This is a genomic window from Mycobacterium pseudokansasii, from assembly GCF_900566075.1.
GTDB lineage: Bacteria > Actinomycetota > Actinomycetes > Mycobacteriales > Mycobacteriaceae > Mycobacterium > Mycobacterium pseudokansasii.
This window is the reverse complement of record NZ_UPHU01000001.1, coordinates 3686373-3701843: the sequence shown is the minus strand read 5'-3', so window position 1 is coordinate 3701843 and position 15471 is coordinate 3686373. Positions and strand designations below refer to the sequence as shown.

General features: G+C 66.8%; 15 protein-coding genes and 1 pseudogene. 13 read left to right on the top strand and 3 right to left on the bottom strand.

The genetic code is table 11. From position 1 onward, the window contains the following. The first annotated feature begins 144 nt into the window (after positions 1–144). From EET10_RS16735 to pimB, 4 genes are all read left to right on the top strand, one after another. Positions 145–405, top strand: coding sequence for a hypothetical protein (locus EET10_RS16735; RefSeq protein WP_036407273.1), 261 nt, complete (start codon positions 145–147; stop codon positions 403–405). Between the two features lie 175 nt (positions 406–580). Further along, a complete protein-coding gene (gene ripC / locus EET10_RS16730) occupies positions 581–1735 on the top strand; it encodes a peptidoglycan hydrolase RipC (protein WP_036407271.1) in 1155 nt (384 codons plus the stop codon). 49 nt (positions 1736–1784) lie between these two features. Beyond that, positions 1785–2606 (top strand): hypothetical protein, encoded by an 822-nt coding sequence (locus EET10_RS16725; RefSeq protein ID WP_081260736.1) that lies wholly within the window; start codon positions 1785–1787, stop codon positions 2604–2606. 10 nt (positions 2607–2616) lie between these two features. Continuing rightward, positions 2617–3759: a GDP-mannose-dependent alpha-(1-6)-phosphatidylinositol monomannoside mannosyltransferase gene (pimB, locus tag EET10_RS16720; protein ID WP_122502329.1), complete on the top strand. Its 1143-nt coding sequence runs from the start codon at positions 2617–2619 to the stop codon at positions 3757–3759. A 69-nt stretch (positions 3760–3828) separates the two neighbouring features. On the opposite strand, the gene EET10_RS16715 is transcribed toward pimB, so the two are convergent. Further along, positions 3829–5628: an AMP-dependent synthetase/ligase gene (locus EET10_RS16715; protein WP_063468032.1), complete on the bottom strand. Its 1800-nt coding sequence runs from the start codon at positions 5626–5628 to the stop codon at positions 3829–3831. Between the two features lie 159 nt (positions 5629–5787). On the opposite strand from EET10_RS16715, the gene EET10_RS16710 reads away from it, so the two are divergent. The 5 genes from EET10_RS16710 (at position 5788) to EET10_RS16690 (ending at position 9229) form a co-directional block, all read left to right on the top strand. Next, positions 5788–6177 carry a hypothetical protein gene (locus tag EET10_RS16710; RefSeq protein ID WP_036407268.1) on the top strand — a complete coding sequence of 130 codons (390 nt, stop codon included), beginning with the start codon at positions 5788–5790 and terminating at the stop codon, positions 6175–6177. A gap of 121 nt (positions 6178–6298) precedes the next feature. Continuing rightward, positions 6299–6736, top strand: a complete 438-nt coding sequence (locus EET10_RS16705; RefSeq protein ID WP_023364872.1) for an SRPBCC family protein — start codon at positions 6299–6301, stop codon at positions 6734–6736. Then, entirely contained in the window at positions 6729–8006 is a 1278-nt protein-coding gene (locus tag EET10_RS16700; RefSeq protein ID WP_081260734.1) for an ArsA family ATPase, read from the top strand. The genes EET10_RS16705 and EET10_RS16700 overlap by 8 nt, the downstream gene beginning before the upstream one ends. Continuing rightward, complete coding sequence (locus EET10_RS16695; protein WP_036407313.1) at positions 8003–8404, top strand: hypothetical protein; 402 nt, start codon at positions 8003–8005, stop codon at positions 8402–8404. Before EET10_RS16700 ends, EET10_RS16695 begins: the two co-directional genes overlap by 4 nt. 87 nt (positions 8405–8491) lie before the next feature. After that, positions 8492–9229: a lysophospholipid acyltransferase family protein gene (locus EET10_RS16690; RefSeq protein ID WP_036407264.1), complete on the top strand. Its 738-nt coding sequence runs from the start codon at positions 8492–8494 to the stop codon at positions 9227–9229. On the opposite strand, the gene EET10_RS16685 is transcribed toward EET10_RS16690, so the two are convergent. Continuing rightward, entirely contained in the window at positions 9230–10516 is a 1287-nt protein-coding gene (locus EET10_RS16685) for a glycosyltransferase 87 family protein (RefSeq protein WP_036407262.1), read from the bottom strand. 91 nt (positions 10517–10607) lie between these two features. Here EET10_RS16685 and EET10_RS16680 point away from each other — a divergent pair, with 91 nt between their 5' ends. The 3 genes and pseudogenes from EET10_RS16680 to EET10_RS16670 all read left to right on the top strand — a co-directional run bounded on the left by EET10_RS16680 (position 10608) and on the right by EET10_RS16670 (position 13524). Next, positions 10608–11474 carry a hypothetical protein gene (locus tag EET10_RS16680; RefSeq protein ID WP_081260733.1) on the top strand — a complete coding sequence of 289 codons (867 nt, stop codon included), beginning with the start codon at positions 10608–10610 and terminating at the stop codon, positions 11472–11474. Between the two features lie 21 nt (positions 11475–11495). Beyond that, positions 11496–11999, top strand: a pseudogene (locus EET10_RS16675) (polyadenylate-specific 3'-exoribonuclease AS); the annotation flags it as partial. Between the two features lie 136 nt (positions 12000–12135). Continuing rightward, entirely contained in the window at positions 12136–13524 is a 1389-nt protein-coding gene (locus tag EET10_RS16670; protein ID WP_036407309.1) for a class II 3-deoxy-7-phosphoheptulonate synthase, read from the top strand. Positions 13525–13595: 71 nt separating this feature from the next. On the opposite strand, the gene EET10_RS16665 is transcribed toward EET10_RS16670, so the two are convergent. Next, the gene (locus EET10_RS16665) at positions 13596–14774 is read right to left on the bottom strand and encodes a protein kinase domain-containing protein (protein WP_036407261.1); all 1179 of its coding nucleotides are present in this window, start codon (positions 14772–14774) and stop codon (positions 13596–13598) included. 173 nt (positions 14775–14947) lie between these two features. Between EET10_RS16665 and EET10_RS16660 the strand changes: the two genes are divergently transcribed. Further along, on the top strand, positions 14948–15352 hold the full coding sequence (locus EET10_RS16660; RefSeq protein WP_036407259.1) for an Rv2175c family DNA-binding protein: 405 nt from the start codon (positions 14948–14950) through the stop codon (positions 15350–15352). Positions 15353–15471 lie beyond the last annotated feature (119 nt).

The following is a 15471-nucleotide window of genomic DNA, read 5'->3' as shown; positions in this document are numbered from 1 at the left end:
GCGGCACCGACAGCCGACGGTTCCCACGCCGGGCACGGGTCGGCAGCGCTCGATCCGCAGCAGCGCGGAGTTGTCGGTGCCGGCGGTTAGCCTTCGGCGCAGCCCCAATTGCGATCGAACGTTTTACCGAAAGGACCGGGATTGATGGCATGGAACAGCGGTGGCGAATGCACCGGCGGCGCGGCCGAACAGGGGGAGGTGGTTATCGACTGTGATGAGTGTGCGGTGCGGGGACGCGCCTGCCGCGATTGTGTGGTGAGTGTGTTGCTCGGGGTGCCCGATACGTTGTTGCACGACGAGCGAGCGGCCCTCGAGGCACTCGCCGATGCCGGGTTGGCTCCGAGATTGCGTCTCGTCCCGATCCGGCGTGGCCGAGGGCCGGGTGCTGCGTCGGGTGTTGCCTGATCGAGCCTGTATGGTGGTGTGGCGCAAAGACGCGCTCTCTCACAAGAAAATGACAGAAATCTTGCCATTTTCTTAACTCCCCCCTTTGGACAAAAGCCGAGACCATTTCGTAACCTGTTTGAGACCTAAACCAGCTCGACGGCGCCAGGCCGATGGCAGTTTAAGGAAGCAAATCTTGAGGCTCGACTGTAGGCATTCGATCGCGCGCGTCATCAAGCGGTCCGCAGTCGGTTCGTTGGCGAGCTTCACCGTGTTGTCCGGCATCCTGGCCGCGACTGCGATGGCCGACCCCGCCGACGACGCGCTGGCAAAACTCAACGAGCTATCGCGGCAGGCCGAACAGACCACCGAGGCGATGCACAGCGCAGAACTCGACCTGAACGCGAAGCTTGCGGCGCAGCAGGCCGCGGAAAGGAAGCTCGCCGACGACCAGGCCGCGCTGGCCGCCGCGAAAGCGCGCCTGGCCACCTTTCAGACCGCCGTCAACAAGGTTGCGGCCGCCACCTACATGGGTGGCCGCACCAACGGCTTGGATGCGATCTTGACGGCGGAATCGCCGCAGCTGCTGATCGACGGTCTCTCGGTGCAGCGGGTGATGGCGCGTCAAATGTCCATGCAGATGGCCGGTTTCCGGGCCGCCGGAGAACAGGCTGCCAAGGCTGAGCAGGCTTCTGCCAAGTCGGCTGCCGACGCCAAGTCCGCCGCCGAACAAGCCGCGGCGGTGCGAGCCAATCTACAGCACAAACAGAGCCAGCTGCAGGTGCAGATCGCCGTCGTGAAGTCGCAATACCAGGCCCTGACGCCGGAGCAGCGCACCGCGCTCGCCGACCCGGGACCAATCTCAGCGCGAGTACCGGACGTTCTCGGGCCGCCACCTGAAGGACTGCCACCGGGTGCTCCGCCCGAGGGCGTGCCGGCTCCCGGCGAGGCGCCGGCTCCCGGCGTAGTGTCCGATATACCTTTCATGGCTCCTGGCGGTGGCGGCGATCGGGCGACCGTGGTGCAGGCGGCCTTGACCCAGATCGGCACTCCGTACGCATGGGGTGGCGCCGCGCCCGGCGGTTTCGACTGCTCCGGACTGGTCATGTGGGCATTCCAGCAAGCCGGGATCGCACTGCCGCACTCCAGCCAGGCGCTGGCCCATGGTGGCCAGCCGGTGGCGCTGTCGGACCTGCAGCCCGGTGACGTGCTGACCTTTTATTCCGATGCCTCACATGCCGGCATCTACATCGGCGACGGTCTGATGGTCCACTCGTCCACCTTCGGCCAACCGGTGCGGGTAGTGCCGATGACCTCCTCGGGTCCGATCTACGACGCCCGTCGCTACTGACGACCTCGTGGCGTGGCTTCGCCGCCGGCCCCGGTGGCTGTCGATCACGCTGGCCCTCGTCTTCGTGGCCGAGCTCGTCGCGGCAGCCGCTCTGCCTGCTCCTGCGGTACACGACGGCTCGGCAGCACCGCCGGCGGCGCGAGTCGACGACGCCGGCCTCACCCCGGTGGTCGTCGGCGGCCGCACCGTCCGGCTGATCGGCCTCGGCGGCGCGGATAATGAGCGTCTGCTATCTCGTGTCGCGGCTAACCTTGGTCCCGCGATCGACGCGGTCGCAGCCTTCTGGGGCACCGAATGGCCGCACGAGATCTCGGTGGTGGTGGCCGGCTCCGATGACCAGTTCCGCACTGCCGCAGGCGGCGGGCCGACGTCGCAGTGGGCCGATATCGCGGCGGTAACCGTCGTCGAGTACGTCGATACCGCCCGCCGGACCGCCGCCGGCCAACGGATCGTCTTCGCCCCGGGTGCGGTCCGCATGAGTCCGTCTGCGTTGCGAATTGTGTTGACCCATGAGCTTTTTCACTACGCGGCGCGTATCGACACCGCGCGCGATGCGCCGCGCTGGCTGACCGAGGGGGTGGCCGATTTCGTCGCCAGGCCGGCGTCCAGGCCACCCGTCGATACGCCAGCCCGGGCGCTACCGTCCGATAACGACCTGGACACCGCGGGACCGCAGCGGGCGCTGGCATATGACCGGGCGTGGTGGTTTGCCAGGTTCGTCGCGGAGACCTACGGGACCACCGCGTTGCGCGGGCTGTACCTGGCCGCGTGCGGTGCCGGACATCCGGACTTCGAAACCGCCGCGCGCACCGTACTGGAGACCGACCCTGCCGGGCTGCTCGCCCGCTGGCAGGGATGGCTGGCCGATTAGCCTGACGCAGGTGAGCCGGGTCCTGCTGGTAACCAACGACTTTCCGCCCAGACGCGGCGGCATTCAGTCTTACCTGGGGGAGTTCGTCGGCCGGCTGGTCGAAACCGGATCGCACTCGGTGACGGTATATGCACCGCAATGGAAGGGGGCGCAGGCATACGACCACGCGGCTTGTGCAGCCGGCTATCGCGTGGTGCGTCATCCCGGCACGTTGATGCTGCCCGTCCCGGCCGTCGACAGCCGCATGCGCCGAATGATCGCCGAGTACGACATCGATACCGTCTGGTTCGGGGCGGCCGCCCCGTTGGCGCTGCTGGCGTCCCGTGCGCGCCGGGCCGGTGCCACCCGGATAGTGGCCAGCACGCACGGCCATGAAGTGGGGTGGTCGATGCTTCCGGTCGCGCGGTCGGTGTTGCGCCGAATCGGGGACGGCGCTGACGTGGTGACCTTCGTCAGTCGCTACACCCAAGCCCGGTTCGCGCCCGCCTTCGGACCCGGCGCCGCGCTGGAATACCTGCCGCCCGGGGTAGACAGCGACCGGTTCCGGCCGGACCCGGCCGCGCGCGCCGAACTGCGTAAGCGCTACCGGCTGGACGAGCGGCCCGTGGTGGTGTGCGTGTCCCGGCTGGTGCCGCGCAAAGGCCAGGACATGCTGATCAAGGCGCTACCGGCGATCCGCCGGCGCGTCGACGGGGCCGCGCTGGTGATCGTCGGGGGCGGCCCTTACCTGCAGGCGCTGCGCAAGCTGGCCAGGGACTGCCAGGTGGCCGACCATGTGACGTTCACCGGAGGCGTGCCGGGCGACGAACTACCGGCGCATCATGCGTTAGCCGACGTGTTCGCGATGCCGTGCCGCACCCGCGGTGCCGGACTGGATGTCGAGGGTCTGGGGATCGTGTTTCTCGAGGCTTCGGCCAGCGGCGTTCCGGTAATCGCCGGCGAATCCGGCGGAGCGCCGGAAACCGTGCAGCACAACAAGACTGGGTTGGTCGTCGACGGTACCTCGGTGGACAAGGTGGCCGACGCCGTCGCCGACTTGCTGACCGATCGCGACCGTGCCGCCGCCATGGGCGCTGCCGGCCGGGAATGGGTAACGGCCAACTGGCGCTGGGACACACTGGCGATCCGGCTGGCCGGCCTGCTCGGTGCCTAAGGGTGGCGAGCAGACGCGAAAGCCCCCGTTCCACCCGCGGAATGGGGGCTTTCGCGTCTGCTGGCGCCACTAGCCCGTGTAGATCGCCTCGATCTCGTCGGCAAACTTCTCGGCTACCACCTTGCGCTTGACCTTCATCGTCGGTGTCAGCTCGCCGGTGTCCTCGGTGAAGTCCACACCCAGAACGCGGAACTTGCGGATCGACTCCGCATGCGACACAGCCAGATTGGCCTGTTTGACGGCCGCATCGAGGTCGGCCACCAGGTCCGGATCGGTGGCCAAATCGCCCACCGACGCGTCGGCGGGCTTGCTGTTGCGCTGCTTCCAGCCGACGAACGCCTCCGGGTCGATGGTGATCAGTGCGCCGATGAACGGCTTGGCATCTCCGACCACCACTGCCTGACTGATCAGCGGGTGTGCCCGCAGCTGGTCCTCCAACACGGCGGGGGCGACGTTCTTACCGCCCGCGGTGACGATGAGTTCCTTCTTGCGGCCGGTGATGCTCAAGAAGCCGTCCTCGTCGAGCGCGCCCAGATCACCGGTGCGGAACCACCCGTCAGTAAAGGCTGCCTCGGTGGCCTGCTCGTTGCGCCAATAGCCGCTGAACACCACACCGCCGCGTACCAACAGCTCCTGGTCGTCGGCTATGCGTAAGCTGTTGCCGGGCACCAGCTTTCCGACCGTCCCGATCTTGAGGGCACCCACCTGGTTGACGGTGATCGCCGCGCTGGTCTCGGTCAGGCCGTAACCCTCGTAGATGGTCAATCCCACGCCGCGGTAGAAGTGGCCCAGCCGCGCGCCCAGCGGGGCTCCGCCCGAGACCGCCGCATGGCAGTCGCCCCCGAGCGCCGCGCGCAACGTGCAGTAGACCAGACGATCGAACAGGGCGTGCCTGACGCGCAGCAGCAGCCCTGGGCGGCCGCTATCGAAGGCTCGACTCCAATCGACCGCGGTCTGCGCGGCGCGTTTGAAGATCGCTCCCTTGCCGTCGTTGACGGCATTTCGCTCGGCGGTGTTGTACACCTTCTCGAAAACCCGGGGCACCGAGACCACCACCGTGGGCTTGAACACCGCGAACAGCGGCAGCAGATTCTTGATATCGCTGGTGAACCCCACGGTCACTTTGCTGGCGAACGCCGACAGCGTCAGCGACCGGGCCAGCACGTGTGCGAGCGGCAAGAACACCAGGAGCCGCTGTCCCTGGCGCAACAGCGTGGGCAGGCATTCGCGGGTGCCGCGGATCTCGTGCAGCAGGTTGGAATGGGTGAGCTGACAGCCTTTGGGCCGCCCGGTGGTGCCCGACGTATAGATGAGCGTCGCCGCGTCGTCGGCCCGTAGGGCCTTGAGGCGCGCGGTCAGCTCCGCCGGGTCAACCGACGCGCTTTCCTCTTCGAGCTGGTCGAGCGCCTTGCGGCCGGGGCCGTCGATAGGCAACACCCGGCGCAATGCGGGCAGGTCACCGCTGAGCTCGGTAACCATCGCGGCATGCGCGTCGGTTTCGGCGAACGCCAGTACGGCTTCCGAATTCTGCAGGACCCAGCGGACCTGCGCGGCCGACGACGTCTCGTAGATCGGCACCGTGACCGCACCCACCGCCAGGATGGCCAGGTCCAGGATCGCCCACTCGTAGCGGGTGGCCGAAAAGACCGACACCCGATCACCGGCCTGTACCCCGAGCGCGATCAAACCCAATGCCGCAGCACGAATCTGATGGGCCGCCTCGGCGCAGGTCACGTCGGTCCAGACGCCGTCGACAAGGCGTTGGTAGATGACGCACCCCGGATCGTCGCGCTCGTGCTCGAAGACCATGGCCGCGACGTTGTCGCGCTCGCCGACCGAAAAGCCGGCAGGGACACTGTACTGACGCACCTTGTTGACCTCGCTCCAACTGATGTTTTTGCGGGTAGATCCCCTCGCGCCAGCCTAGCCGGGCATTAGGGGAAGCCAGGTGATTGCTGGTCTGGTGGCTTTTCGGACCGAGCCGAGCGCCGTTGGCCGTCGCTACCCGGGGTATGTGAAGCTGTGGCTATGAACAGCATCCAGATCGCGGACCAGACGTATGTCGCCGCGGATGGCGCACGGGTGGGAGCTGCAATTGCCGACCCGTCGAAGTGGCGCCGGTGGTGGCCTGATCTGCGGCTGGAGGTCACCGAGGACCGCGCCGACAAGGGCATGAGGTGGGCGGTTACCGGGGCCCTGACCGGCACCATGGAAATCTGGCTGGAACCGTCGATGGATGGGGTGGTGCTGCACTACTTCCTGCACGCCGAACCGACCGCGGCGGCCGCCTGGCAACTGGCCCGGATGAATCTGGCCAAAATCACCCACCGCCGCCGGGTGGCAGCGAAGAAAATGGCGTTCGAGGTCAAAACCACATTGGAACAAGCACGCCCTGTCGGGGTTTCTCCGGTAGTTTAACCGGGTCGAGTGGGCTCGAGTGGGGCTCAAGCTGGGCATCGGGAGTAGCGTTTGTGCCGAATGGCGGATATTCCCGAGGAATCGACGCGCAGTGCGAGGAGACGGGAAAGGGATTTGCCAGGTGGCGGACAAGACGAGGCAGACGATCTACATCGACGCGGCTCCAGGCGAGGTGATGAAGGCGATCGCCGACATCGAGGCCTACCCGGAATGGATTTCGGAGTACAAGGAAGTCGAGGTCCTGGAGGCTGACGACGAGGGATACCCGCAACGGGCCCGGATGTTGATGGACGCAACCATCTTCAGGGACACCTTGATCATGGCCTACCAGTGGCCGGCGGACCGCCAGTCGCTGAGCTGGACTCTGGAATCGAGCTCCCTGCTGAAGTCTCTCGAAGGTTCATATATCTTGGAGCCCAACGGTTCTGGAACTGACGTGACCTATGAGCTCGCCGTCGACCTCGCCGTCCCGATGATCGGGATGCTCAAGCGCAAAGCCGAACGCAGGTTGATCGACGGCGCGTTGAAGGATCTGAAGAAACGAGTCGAGGCTGAGTGAGTCCAGTGAATTCCGGGCGTCAGCCCCGGCCCGGATCAGTCTCTTCGTCGGTAAAGGCGGAGTAGGAAAGTCCACACTGGCGGCCGCCACCGCGGTTTGCGATGCCGGTGCTGGACAGCGAGTACTGCTGGTATCCACCGATCAGGCGCACTCGCTGGGTGATGTGCTGGGCATCTCGGTGCCGCCGACCGGCCGGGGCGAGCCGGTCCGCGTTCTCGCCGATCTCGAAACCGGGCGATCCGGGTCCGACGGCGGTTTCCTCGACGCCATCGCGCTGGACACCCTGGCGCTGCTCGAGGACCGGTGGCGAGACGTCGTCGACGCCCTGGACCGGCGATTCCCCGGTTCCGAGCTGAGTAGCGTTGCGCCAGAGGAACTCTCGGCGTTGCCCGGGATTCAGGAGGTGCTCGGGCTGCACGCCGTCGGCGAGCTTGCCGCCAGCGGACGTTGGGATCGCGTCGTCGTCGACTGCGCATCGACCGCGGATGCGCTGCGAATGTTGACGCTCCCGGCGACCTTCGGGCTATACGTGGAGCGCGCGTGGCCGCGGCATCGCAGGCTCGCCATCGACGACAACCGATCTGCCGCACTGGTGGAGTTGCTGGAGCGCACCAGCGCCAGCGTGGACCGGCTCAGCGCCTTGCTGACCGACGGTGACCTGGTCGGCGCCCATCTGGTGCTGACCCCGGAGCGGGTGGTAGCCGCCGAGGCAGCCCGCACGCTGGGTTCATTGGCGCTGATGGGGATGCGCGTCGAAGAGCTGCTGGTCAATCAGGTCCTGGTCCGCGACGAGACCTACGAGTACCGCAGCCTTCCCGACCACCCGGCCTTCTACTGGTATGCCGAACGCATCTCCGAGCAACGCGCCGTCCTGGAAGAACTCGACGCCACCATCGGTGACCTGGCGCTGGTGCTGGTTCCGCACCTGTCCGGCGAGCCGATCGGCCCGAAGGCGCTGGGCGCGCTGCTCGACAGTGCCCGCCGTCGCCGAGGCTCGGCGCCGCCGGGCCCGCTGCGCCCTATTGTGGACCTGGAATCCGGGTCGGGGCTTGAGTCGGTATATCGTCTGCGGCTAGCGTTGCCCCAGCTCGATCCCGGTTCGCTGGCGCTGGGCCGCGCAGACGACGACCTGATCATCAGTGCCGGCGGGGTGCGGCGCAGAGTTCGGTTGGCGTCCGTACTGCGCAGATGCACGGTGCTGGACGCGCAGCTGCGGGGCAGCGAGCTGACCGTTCGATTTCGACCCAATCCGGAGGTGTGGCCGACGTGACCGGGGTTCATACCGAGGTTGGTCCCGAACTGCGCAGACTCGCGCAGGCAATCCTGGATGCGATCGACCCCGCGATGCGCGCCGCGGCCGCGATGGCGTCCGGGTCGGCCGGCGGCAAAGCGGCCGCCAAGTGCCAACAGGTGTGGTGTCCGGTATGTGCGCTGGCGGCGGTGGTCGGTGGCGAGCAACACCCGTTGCTGACGGTGATCGCCAACCACAGTGTCGCTTTGCTCAACGTGATTCGCGCCATAGTCGACGACATTGATCGATCGGCGAAACCGCCGCCGGAGGATCCGCCCGGCGGCGGCCTCACCAGCGAGACACCGCCGGAGAACGGGTCCGTGGACCCCGGTGCGAAAACGCGCTACCAGCCCATCCCGGTGAGTTTGCAGGAGTGAGGCGCCGCCCGGCGAAGGTGGTCGCAGCCACGGCAGATGGGTACAGTTGGCCCAGACATTGTTCCGGTGCGGGCGAGAGGGAGGGCCATGTGGTACTACCTTTTCAAGTACGTTTTCATGGGCCCGCTGTTTATTTTGCTCGGCCGGCCGAAAATTGAAGGTGCGGAAAACATTCCGAGTTCCGGGCCGGCGATCCTCGCCAGTAACCACCTTGCCGTGGCGGACAGCTTCTACCTTCCGTTGGTAGTCCGCCGCCGGATCACGTTTCTGGCAAAGGCCGAGTACTTCACCGGCACCGGGCTCAAAGGCTGGATCAACCGCTGGTTCTACAGCGTCTCCGGGCAGGTGCCCATCGACCGCACCAACGCCGACGCCGCACAGGCCGCCTTGGAAACCGCGGAGGGCTTGCTGCGCCGGGGGAAGCTGCTGGGTATGTACCCCGAAGGCACCCGGTCGCCCGACGGTCGCCTCTACAAGGGGAAGACCGGCTTGGCGCGGCTGGCGCTGCACACCGGGGTTCCGGTGATTCCGGTGGCGATGATCGGCACCAACGTCGTCAACCCGCCGGGCAAGAAGATGTTGCGGTTCGGCCGGGTGACCGTTCGTTTCGGCAAGCCGATGGACTTCACCCGGTTCGAGGGACTGGCCGGCAACCACTTCATCGAGCGGGCCGTCACCGACGAGGTGATGTACGAGCTGATGGGGCTTTCCGGTCAGGAGTACGTCGATATCTACGCAGCCAGCGTCAAAGGCGGCAGCAACGGTGCCGGGGCTCATCCCGGTCCGCACGACGCCGCCCGGATCCCCGAGACCGCTGCCGGCTGATCAGGCCGCGGCCGTCGACACCGGGGTCCGCCCGGGCTCGGGCGAGCGCTCCGTCGTCAGCCGGGTCGTCACGGTGAGGCCGGCAGCGACGATGACCGCCAGCGCCCACCACACGTAGGACATCCCGGCGAGTTGACGCCACCACTCCGCGGTGGCCTCCCGGTGCTTGGGCAGCAGATCGATCGGCGTCCACCTCATCAGCGCCACCCCGACGGCGGTGACCACGGCCAGCGCCGCATTTCGCCGTCGCCAGGCCAGCACCCCGGTCACCAGAACCGCCGGCAGCATCCACACCCAGTGGTGGGACCACGAAACCGGTGAAACCACCAGCCCGAACAACGCCACGCAAATCACGGCCAGGGCCGGTTCGTCGGTCCGCAGCACCCTGCGCATCGCCCATACCGTCCCAACCAGCACCACCAGGGACAGGACCACCCACAGCAGGAAGCTTTCGTACTCGCCGATCGGCAGCCGGGCCAGCGCACCCGCAATGTTCTGGTCGGTGTTCAACGAAGCCGAACCGATCCGATCGGTGTGGTGCAGGGTATGGGTCCAGTACTCGCGGGAATCACCCCACGCCAGGGCGAAGCCGGCCAGCGTCGCGGCCGCAAAGGACGCCAGGGCGGTCAGCGCCGCCCGGCCGTCCCGGCGCAGCAGGAAGTAGAGCAGAAACACCGCCGGGGTCAGCTTCAGTGCGATGCCCAAGCCGAGCAGCAGCCCGCGCGGCCACGGGGTGCGGCGCGGGAAACAATCGAGGATCACCAACGTCATCAGCACGGCGTTGATCTGGCCGAAGGCGAAGTTGGAACTCAGCGGCTCCAGCCAGATCGACGCGGGCGCGACGATGATCACCGCCAACCACAGCCGGCGCACCCAGGCCGGGCCGGGCAGCAGCCTCGAGGTGGGCCAGACGTTCAGGCCGGTCAGCACCACAACGGTCGAGACGACGAGCACCACCAGTGTCACCAGGGTGATCGCGACGCTGGCGGCCGGCATCTTCAGCCAGGCGAACGGACTGAACACCACAGCGGCCAGGGGAGGGTAGGTGAACGGCAGGTCCAGCCCGATGGGTGTGTGGAACTTCACGTCGCCGGTGTACAGCGGGCGCCCATCCAACCAGGCCTGAGCGCCCATCTGATAGATGTCGATATCGATGCGGTAGGGGATGCGTCCGAACAACCGCCAGGCCACGTAGCCCAGCGCACCGGCGGCCACCAGCCAGAGCAGGCACCATAACGAGGCCCGCCCGAGTCGACTGCCCACCCCGGGCGACCGCCATGTACTCATGTCAGAGACAGCCTAATCGTTGCGAGACGGCCGCCTACCGCCACAGCGGCGCTTTGGCCGCGCCGGCGTCCGCAGGCGTATTTTTTGTGGAGTGCTCCAATGGCTGCAGCATGACATCATCGACCGTGGCCGACTGCCCCTCCTGTGCTGCCTGGTCGCCTTCATCCTGACCTTCTTTGTGACGCGCACCTTCGCCCGCATCATCCGTCGCCGCCCCGGCGACGCGCCACCGCCCAGCTGGTGGCAGCCCCGCAATATCTACATCGGGTCCGTACACGTCCACCACGTGGCCTTCGGTGTTCTGGTGGTGATGGTCTCCGGGCTGGCGCTGGTAACGCTATCCGTCGACGGACGCGCACCCGAGTTCGCGGTGTCGGCGACATTTTTCGGAATCGGCGCGGCACTGGTGCTCGACGAGTACGCGCTGATCCTGCACCTGTCCGACGTCTACTGGGAGGAAGACGGACGCACCTCGGTGGACGCGGTCTTCGCCGCCGTAGCCGTGGCGGGGCTGTTGACCCTGGGATTCCATCCGCTGATGTTTGTCCTGGCGATCTGGTCGGACACCAATTCCGTGATGCTGCATGCCGCGCTGGTCGGCGGCGTGGTGCTGACGCTGCCGCTGGCGGTGGTGGTCCTGTTCAAGGGCAAGGTGTGGACGGGGCTGCTCGGCATGTTCATGGTGGTGCTGCTGATCGTCGGCGCGATTCGGTTGTCGCGTCCGCATGCCCCGTGGGCACGATGGCGATACAGCGCCCGGCCGGACAAGATGCGCCGTGCCCTGCAGCGTGAACGCACCTTGCGCCGCCCCGTGGTACGGGCCAAGCTGTGGCTGCAATGTGCGATCGCCGGAACCCCGCGACGGCCCGACGAGCACGCCGTGGACGCCCGGTTGGACCTCGACATCCATCCGGCGCCACCGCCGAAGGCTGCCGAACGCCTGCTGACCGCGCGATAGCCTGCCCGGATAAACTGCGATGTGCGGTACTTCTATGACACCGAATTCATCGAAGACGGCCGCACCATCGATTTGATCTCCATCGGGGTGGTGTCCGAGGACGGCCGCGAGTACTACGCCGTCTCCACCGAGTTCGACCCGCAGCGCGCCGGCAGCTGGGTTCGCTCCCATGTCCTGCCGAAGCTGCCGTCGCCGGATTCGCAGGTGTGGCGCTCGCGCCGGCAGATCCGCCGCGACCTGGAGAAGTTCCTGGGTGTGGACGGCGACGACCCGATCGAGCTGTGGGCCTGGGTGGGCGCCTACGACCACGTCGCCCTGTGTCAGTTGTGGGGTCCGATGCCGGAGCTGCCAACGGCGATACCTCGCTTCACCCGGGAACTGCGGCAACTATGGGAGGACCGCGGATGCCCGCGCCTGCCGGCGCGGTCGCGTGATGCCCACGACGCGCTGGTCGATGCGCGCGACCAGTTGCGACGATTCCGGATCATCACCTCGGTCGGCCATGCCGCCCCCCGTCCGGCACGCGGCGGGGGCAGGCCCAGCGGCTCCCGGGTACGGGCAGCCAGCCGGCCAGACCGGCGACCAGACCCGGCGGGCGGACGGGATTGACGCCGACGTTCGCCCTGATCAGCGCAAGCCTCAACCCGGTTACCATGTACCGATGAACTGGACCGTCGATATTCCGATCGACCAGCTGCCGCCGTTGCCGCCGCTGCCCGCCGAGTTGCGCACCCGGCTGGACGCCGCGCTGGCCAAGCCCGCCGCACAACAGCCCAGTTGGCCCGCGGACCAGGCGTTGGCGATGCGCACGGTGCTCGAAAGCGTTCCGCCGGTGACGGTGCCATCCGAGATCGTCCGCCTTCAGGAACAGCTGGCACAGGTCGCCAAGGGCGAGGCATTCCTCTTGCAGGGCGGAGACTGCGCGGAGACGTTTGTCGACAACACCGAACCCCACATCCGCGGCAACATCCGCGCGCTGCTGCAGATGGCCGTGGTGCTGACGTACGGCGCCAGCATGCCGGTGGTGAAGGTGGCCCGCATCGCCGGTCAGTACGCCAAACCGCGGTCGGCCGATATCGATGCGCTGGGCTTGAAGTCTTATCGCGGCGACATGATCAACGGCTTCGCGCCGGACGCAGCGGTGCGCGAGCACGACCCGTCGCGGCTGGTGCGGGCCTACGCCAACGCCAGTGCGGCGATGAACCTGGTACGAGCGTTGACGTCGTCGGGCCTGGCGTCGCTGCACCTGGTCCACGACTGGAACCGGGAATTCGTCCGGACCTCGCCGGCCGGCGCTCGTTATGAGGCGCTGGCCACCGAGATCGATCGGGGCCTGCGGTTCATGAGCGCCTGCGGGGTGGCCGACCGCAATCTGCAGACCGCCGAGATCTATGCCAGCCATGAGGCATTGGTGCTCGACTACGAGCGGGCCATGCTGCGCCTGTCCGAAGGCGCCGATGGCGAGGCGCAATTGTACGACCTGTCGGCGCACACCGTGTGGATCGGCGAGCGAACCCGCCAACTCGACGGCGCGCACATCGCGTTCGCCGAGGTGATCGCCAACCCGATCGGGGTCAAGATCGGCCCCACGATGACACCCGAGCTGGCGGTGGAGTATGTCGAGCGCCTCGACCCGCACAACAAACCGGGCCGGCTGACGCTGGTCAGCAGGCTGGGCAACAACAAGGTCCGTGACCTGCTGCCGCGGATCATCGAGAAAGTGCAGGCCACCGGTCACCAGGTGATCTGGCAGTGTGACCCGATGCACGGCAACACCCATGAGTCCTCCACCGGGTACAAGACCCGTCACTTCGACCGCATCGTCGATGAAGTGCAGGGCTTTTTCGAGGTGCATCGCGCCCTCGGCACCCACCCCGGCGGCATCCATGTCGAGATCACCGGTGAAGACGTCACCGAGTGTCTCGGTGGCGCACAAGACATTTCGGAGACCGACCTGGCCGGCCGCTACGAGACCGCGTGTGATCCGCGGCTCAACACCCAGCAATCGCTGGAACTGGCCTTCCTGGTGGCCGAGATGCTGCGCGACTAAGTCGGCGAGCAGACGCAAAAGCCCCCAAAACGCAACGGTTTTGGGGGCTTTTGCGTCTCCCCACCATACCGCTAAAGCAGTCCGCTCAGATTGCTGCCGATCGTCCAAGCCGCGGTCGCGACCAGCCCGGTGATCGCGAGCACCACCGCCACCCAGATCAGCACCACGCGGCGGGAATGCTGTCGCGCCCAGACGAATTCGTCCATCGAGATGCCGGCGAATTGCCCTGACACCGGCTGGTATTCGTATTCTTCCGGTTCGGCATCCGGCCGGGCCGCAGATACCGGCTCGGCCCAGCTCCCCGGTTCTCGGGTCAGTTCGCGAGTCGGGTGGCGAACCGGTGGCCGCGGCTGCTGCCGGCTATGATGCAGCACGGCCGACCGGTGCTGGGCCGAATTGTGCGGCGCGGGCACCCGAAAGTCCGGAAGTGCCAGCTCCTCGGCGATGGACTCGAGATCGGCGCCCATTTCGATGGCGTCGGCGTACCTCTTGGCAGGGTCACGGGCGGTCGCGCAGGCCACAAATTCGTCGAATTGCGTTGGCACACCATCGATTACAGAGCTAGGTAGCGGCACGTCGCGGTCCAGCCGTTGATAGGCGATCGACAATGCCGAGTCGCCGCTGAATGGCGTCTGCGCGGTCAGCAACTCGTAGGTGAGAATTCCGGCCGAGTAGACATCGCTGCGGGGGCCGGCCTGGCCGTCGCGGACCTGCTCGGGAGACAAATACGCCGCGGTGCCCAAAATGATGCTGGCCGAAGTGATTCCAGCGGCGGCGACGGCCCGGACCAATCCGAAATCGGCGATCTTGACCTCGCCGTCATCGGAGATCAACACGTTTTCGGGCTTGACGTCGCGGTGCACCAGGCCGGCCCGATGCGCGGCGGCCAGCCCGCCCAGCACCGGACGCAGTACGGCGACCACCGCATGTGGGGGCATCGGTCCTCGTTCGGCCAGCAGTTCGCGCAGCGTGCCGCCTTCGACGAGTTCCATCACCAGAAATGGGTGCCGGGCATCCAGCCCCTGGTCATAGACCGCAACCAGGCCGTGATTCTTTAACCGGGCGACCGTGCGCGCCTCGAGTTGGAAGCGGGTGAGGAACTGTTTGTCGCCCGCATAGCGGGAGTCCATCACCTTCAGGGCGACGGGGCGGTCCAGCCGGACGTCAAGACCGCGGTAGACCGTCGAGGTCCCGCCGCTGGCGATCTTGGCCTGGACCAGGTAGCGGCCGTCCAGCAGCGTGCTGTCCAACGGATCCGGGGTGCCGGCTTCGGCTCGGTGACGATGCGGGCCGGCACGGCCCGAGGTGGGGGTACCTCCCGCTTGCGGGGGAGAGCCGGGCACTTCAGCTTCAGCCACGGGGCCATCGTAGGTGGCGGCGCGAATCGGATGAGACAACGTGCACCAAGCTCTACACTTGCGCCGTGGGCAGCATTCCGGCCGGCGATGATGTTCTGGATCCCAACGAGCCAACCTACGACCTGCCCCGGGTCGCCGAACTTCTCGGTGTGTCGATCAGCAAGGTGCACCAGCAGCTGCGCGAAGGTCACCTGGTCGCGGTGCGGCGCGCCGGCGGCGTAGTGGTGCCGCAAGTGTTCTTCACGAAATCCGGCCAGGTGGTCAAGAGCCTGCCGGGACTGTTGACAATCCTGCACGACGGCGGCTATCGCGATACCGAGATCGTGCGCTGGCTGTTCACCCCCGACCCGTCGCTGATCATTACCCGCGATGGCTCACGCGATGTCGTGAACAATGCGCGCCCGGTCGATGCGCTCCACGCCCACCAGGCGCGCGAAGTCGTGCGTCGCGCCCAGGCTATGGCCTATTGAGGCCTATTGAGGCCTATTGAGGCCTATTGAGGCCTATTGAGGCCTATTGAGGCCTATTGAGGCCTATTGAGGCCTATTGACGGCTTATTGAGGGCCTATTGACGGCTTATTGACGGCTT

What these genes read in the sequence shown, in the direction of transcription:
- EET10_RS16710 (WP_036407268.1), top strand. Translation starts at nt 5,788, where the DNA reads ATGAACAGCATCCAGATCGCGGACCAGACGTATGTCGCCGCGGATGGC.
- EET10_RS16670 (WP_036407309.1), top strand. Translation starts at nt 12,136, where the DNA reads ATGAACTGGACCGTCGATATTCCGATCGACCAGCTGCCGCCGTTGCCG.
- EET10_RS16735 (WP_036407273.1), top strand. Translation starts at nt 145, where the DNA reads ATGGCATGGAACAGCGGTGGCGAATGCACCGGCGGCGCGGCCGAACAG.
- EET10_RS16690 (WP_036407264.1), top strand. Translation starts at nt 8,492, where the DNA reads ATGTGGTACTACCTTTTCAAGTACGTTTTCATGGGCCCGCTGTTTATT.
- EET10_RS16685 (WP_036407262.1), bottom strand. Translation starts at nt 10,516, where the DNA reads ATGAGTACATGGCGGTCGCCCGGGGTGGGCAGTCGACTCGGGCGGGCC.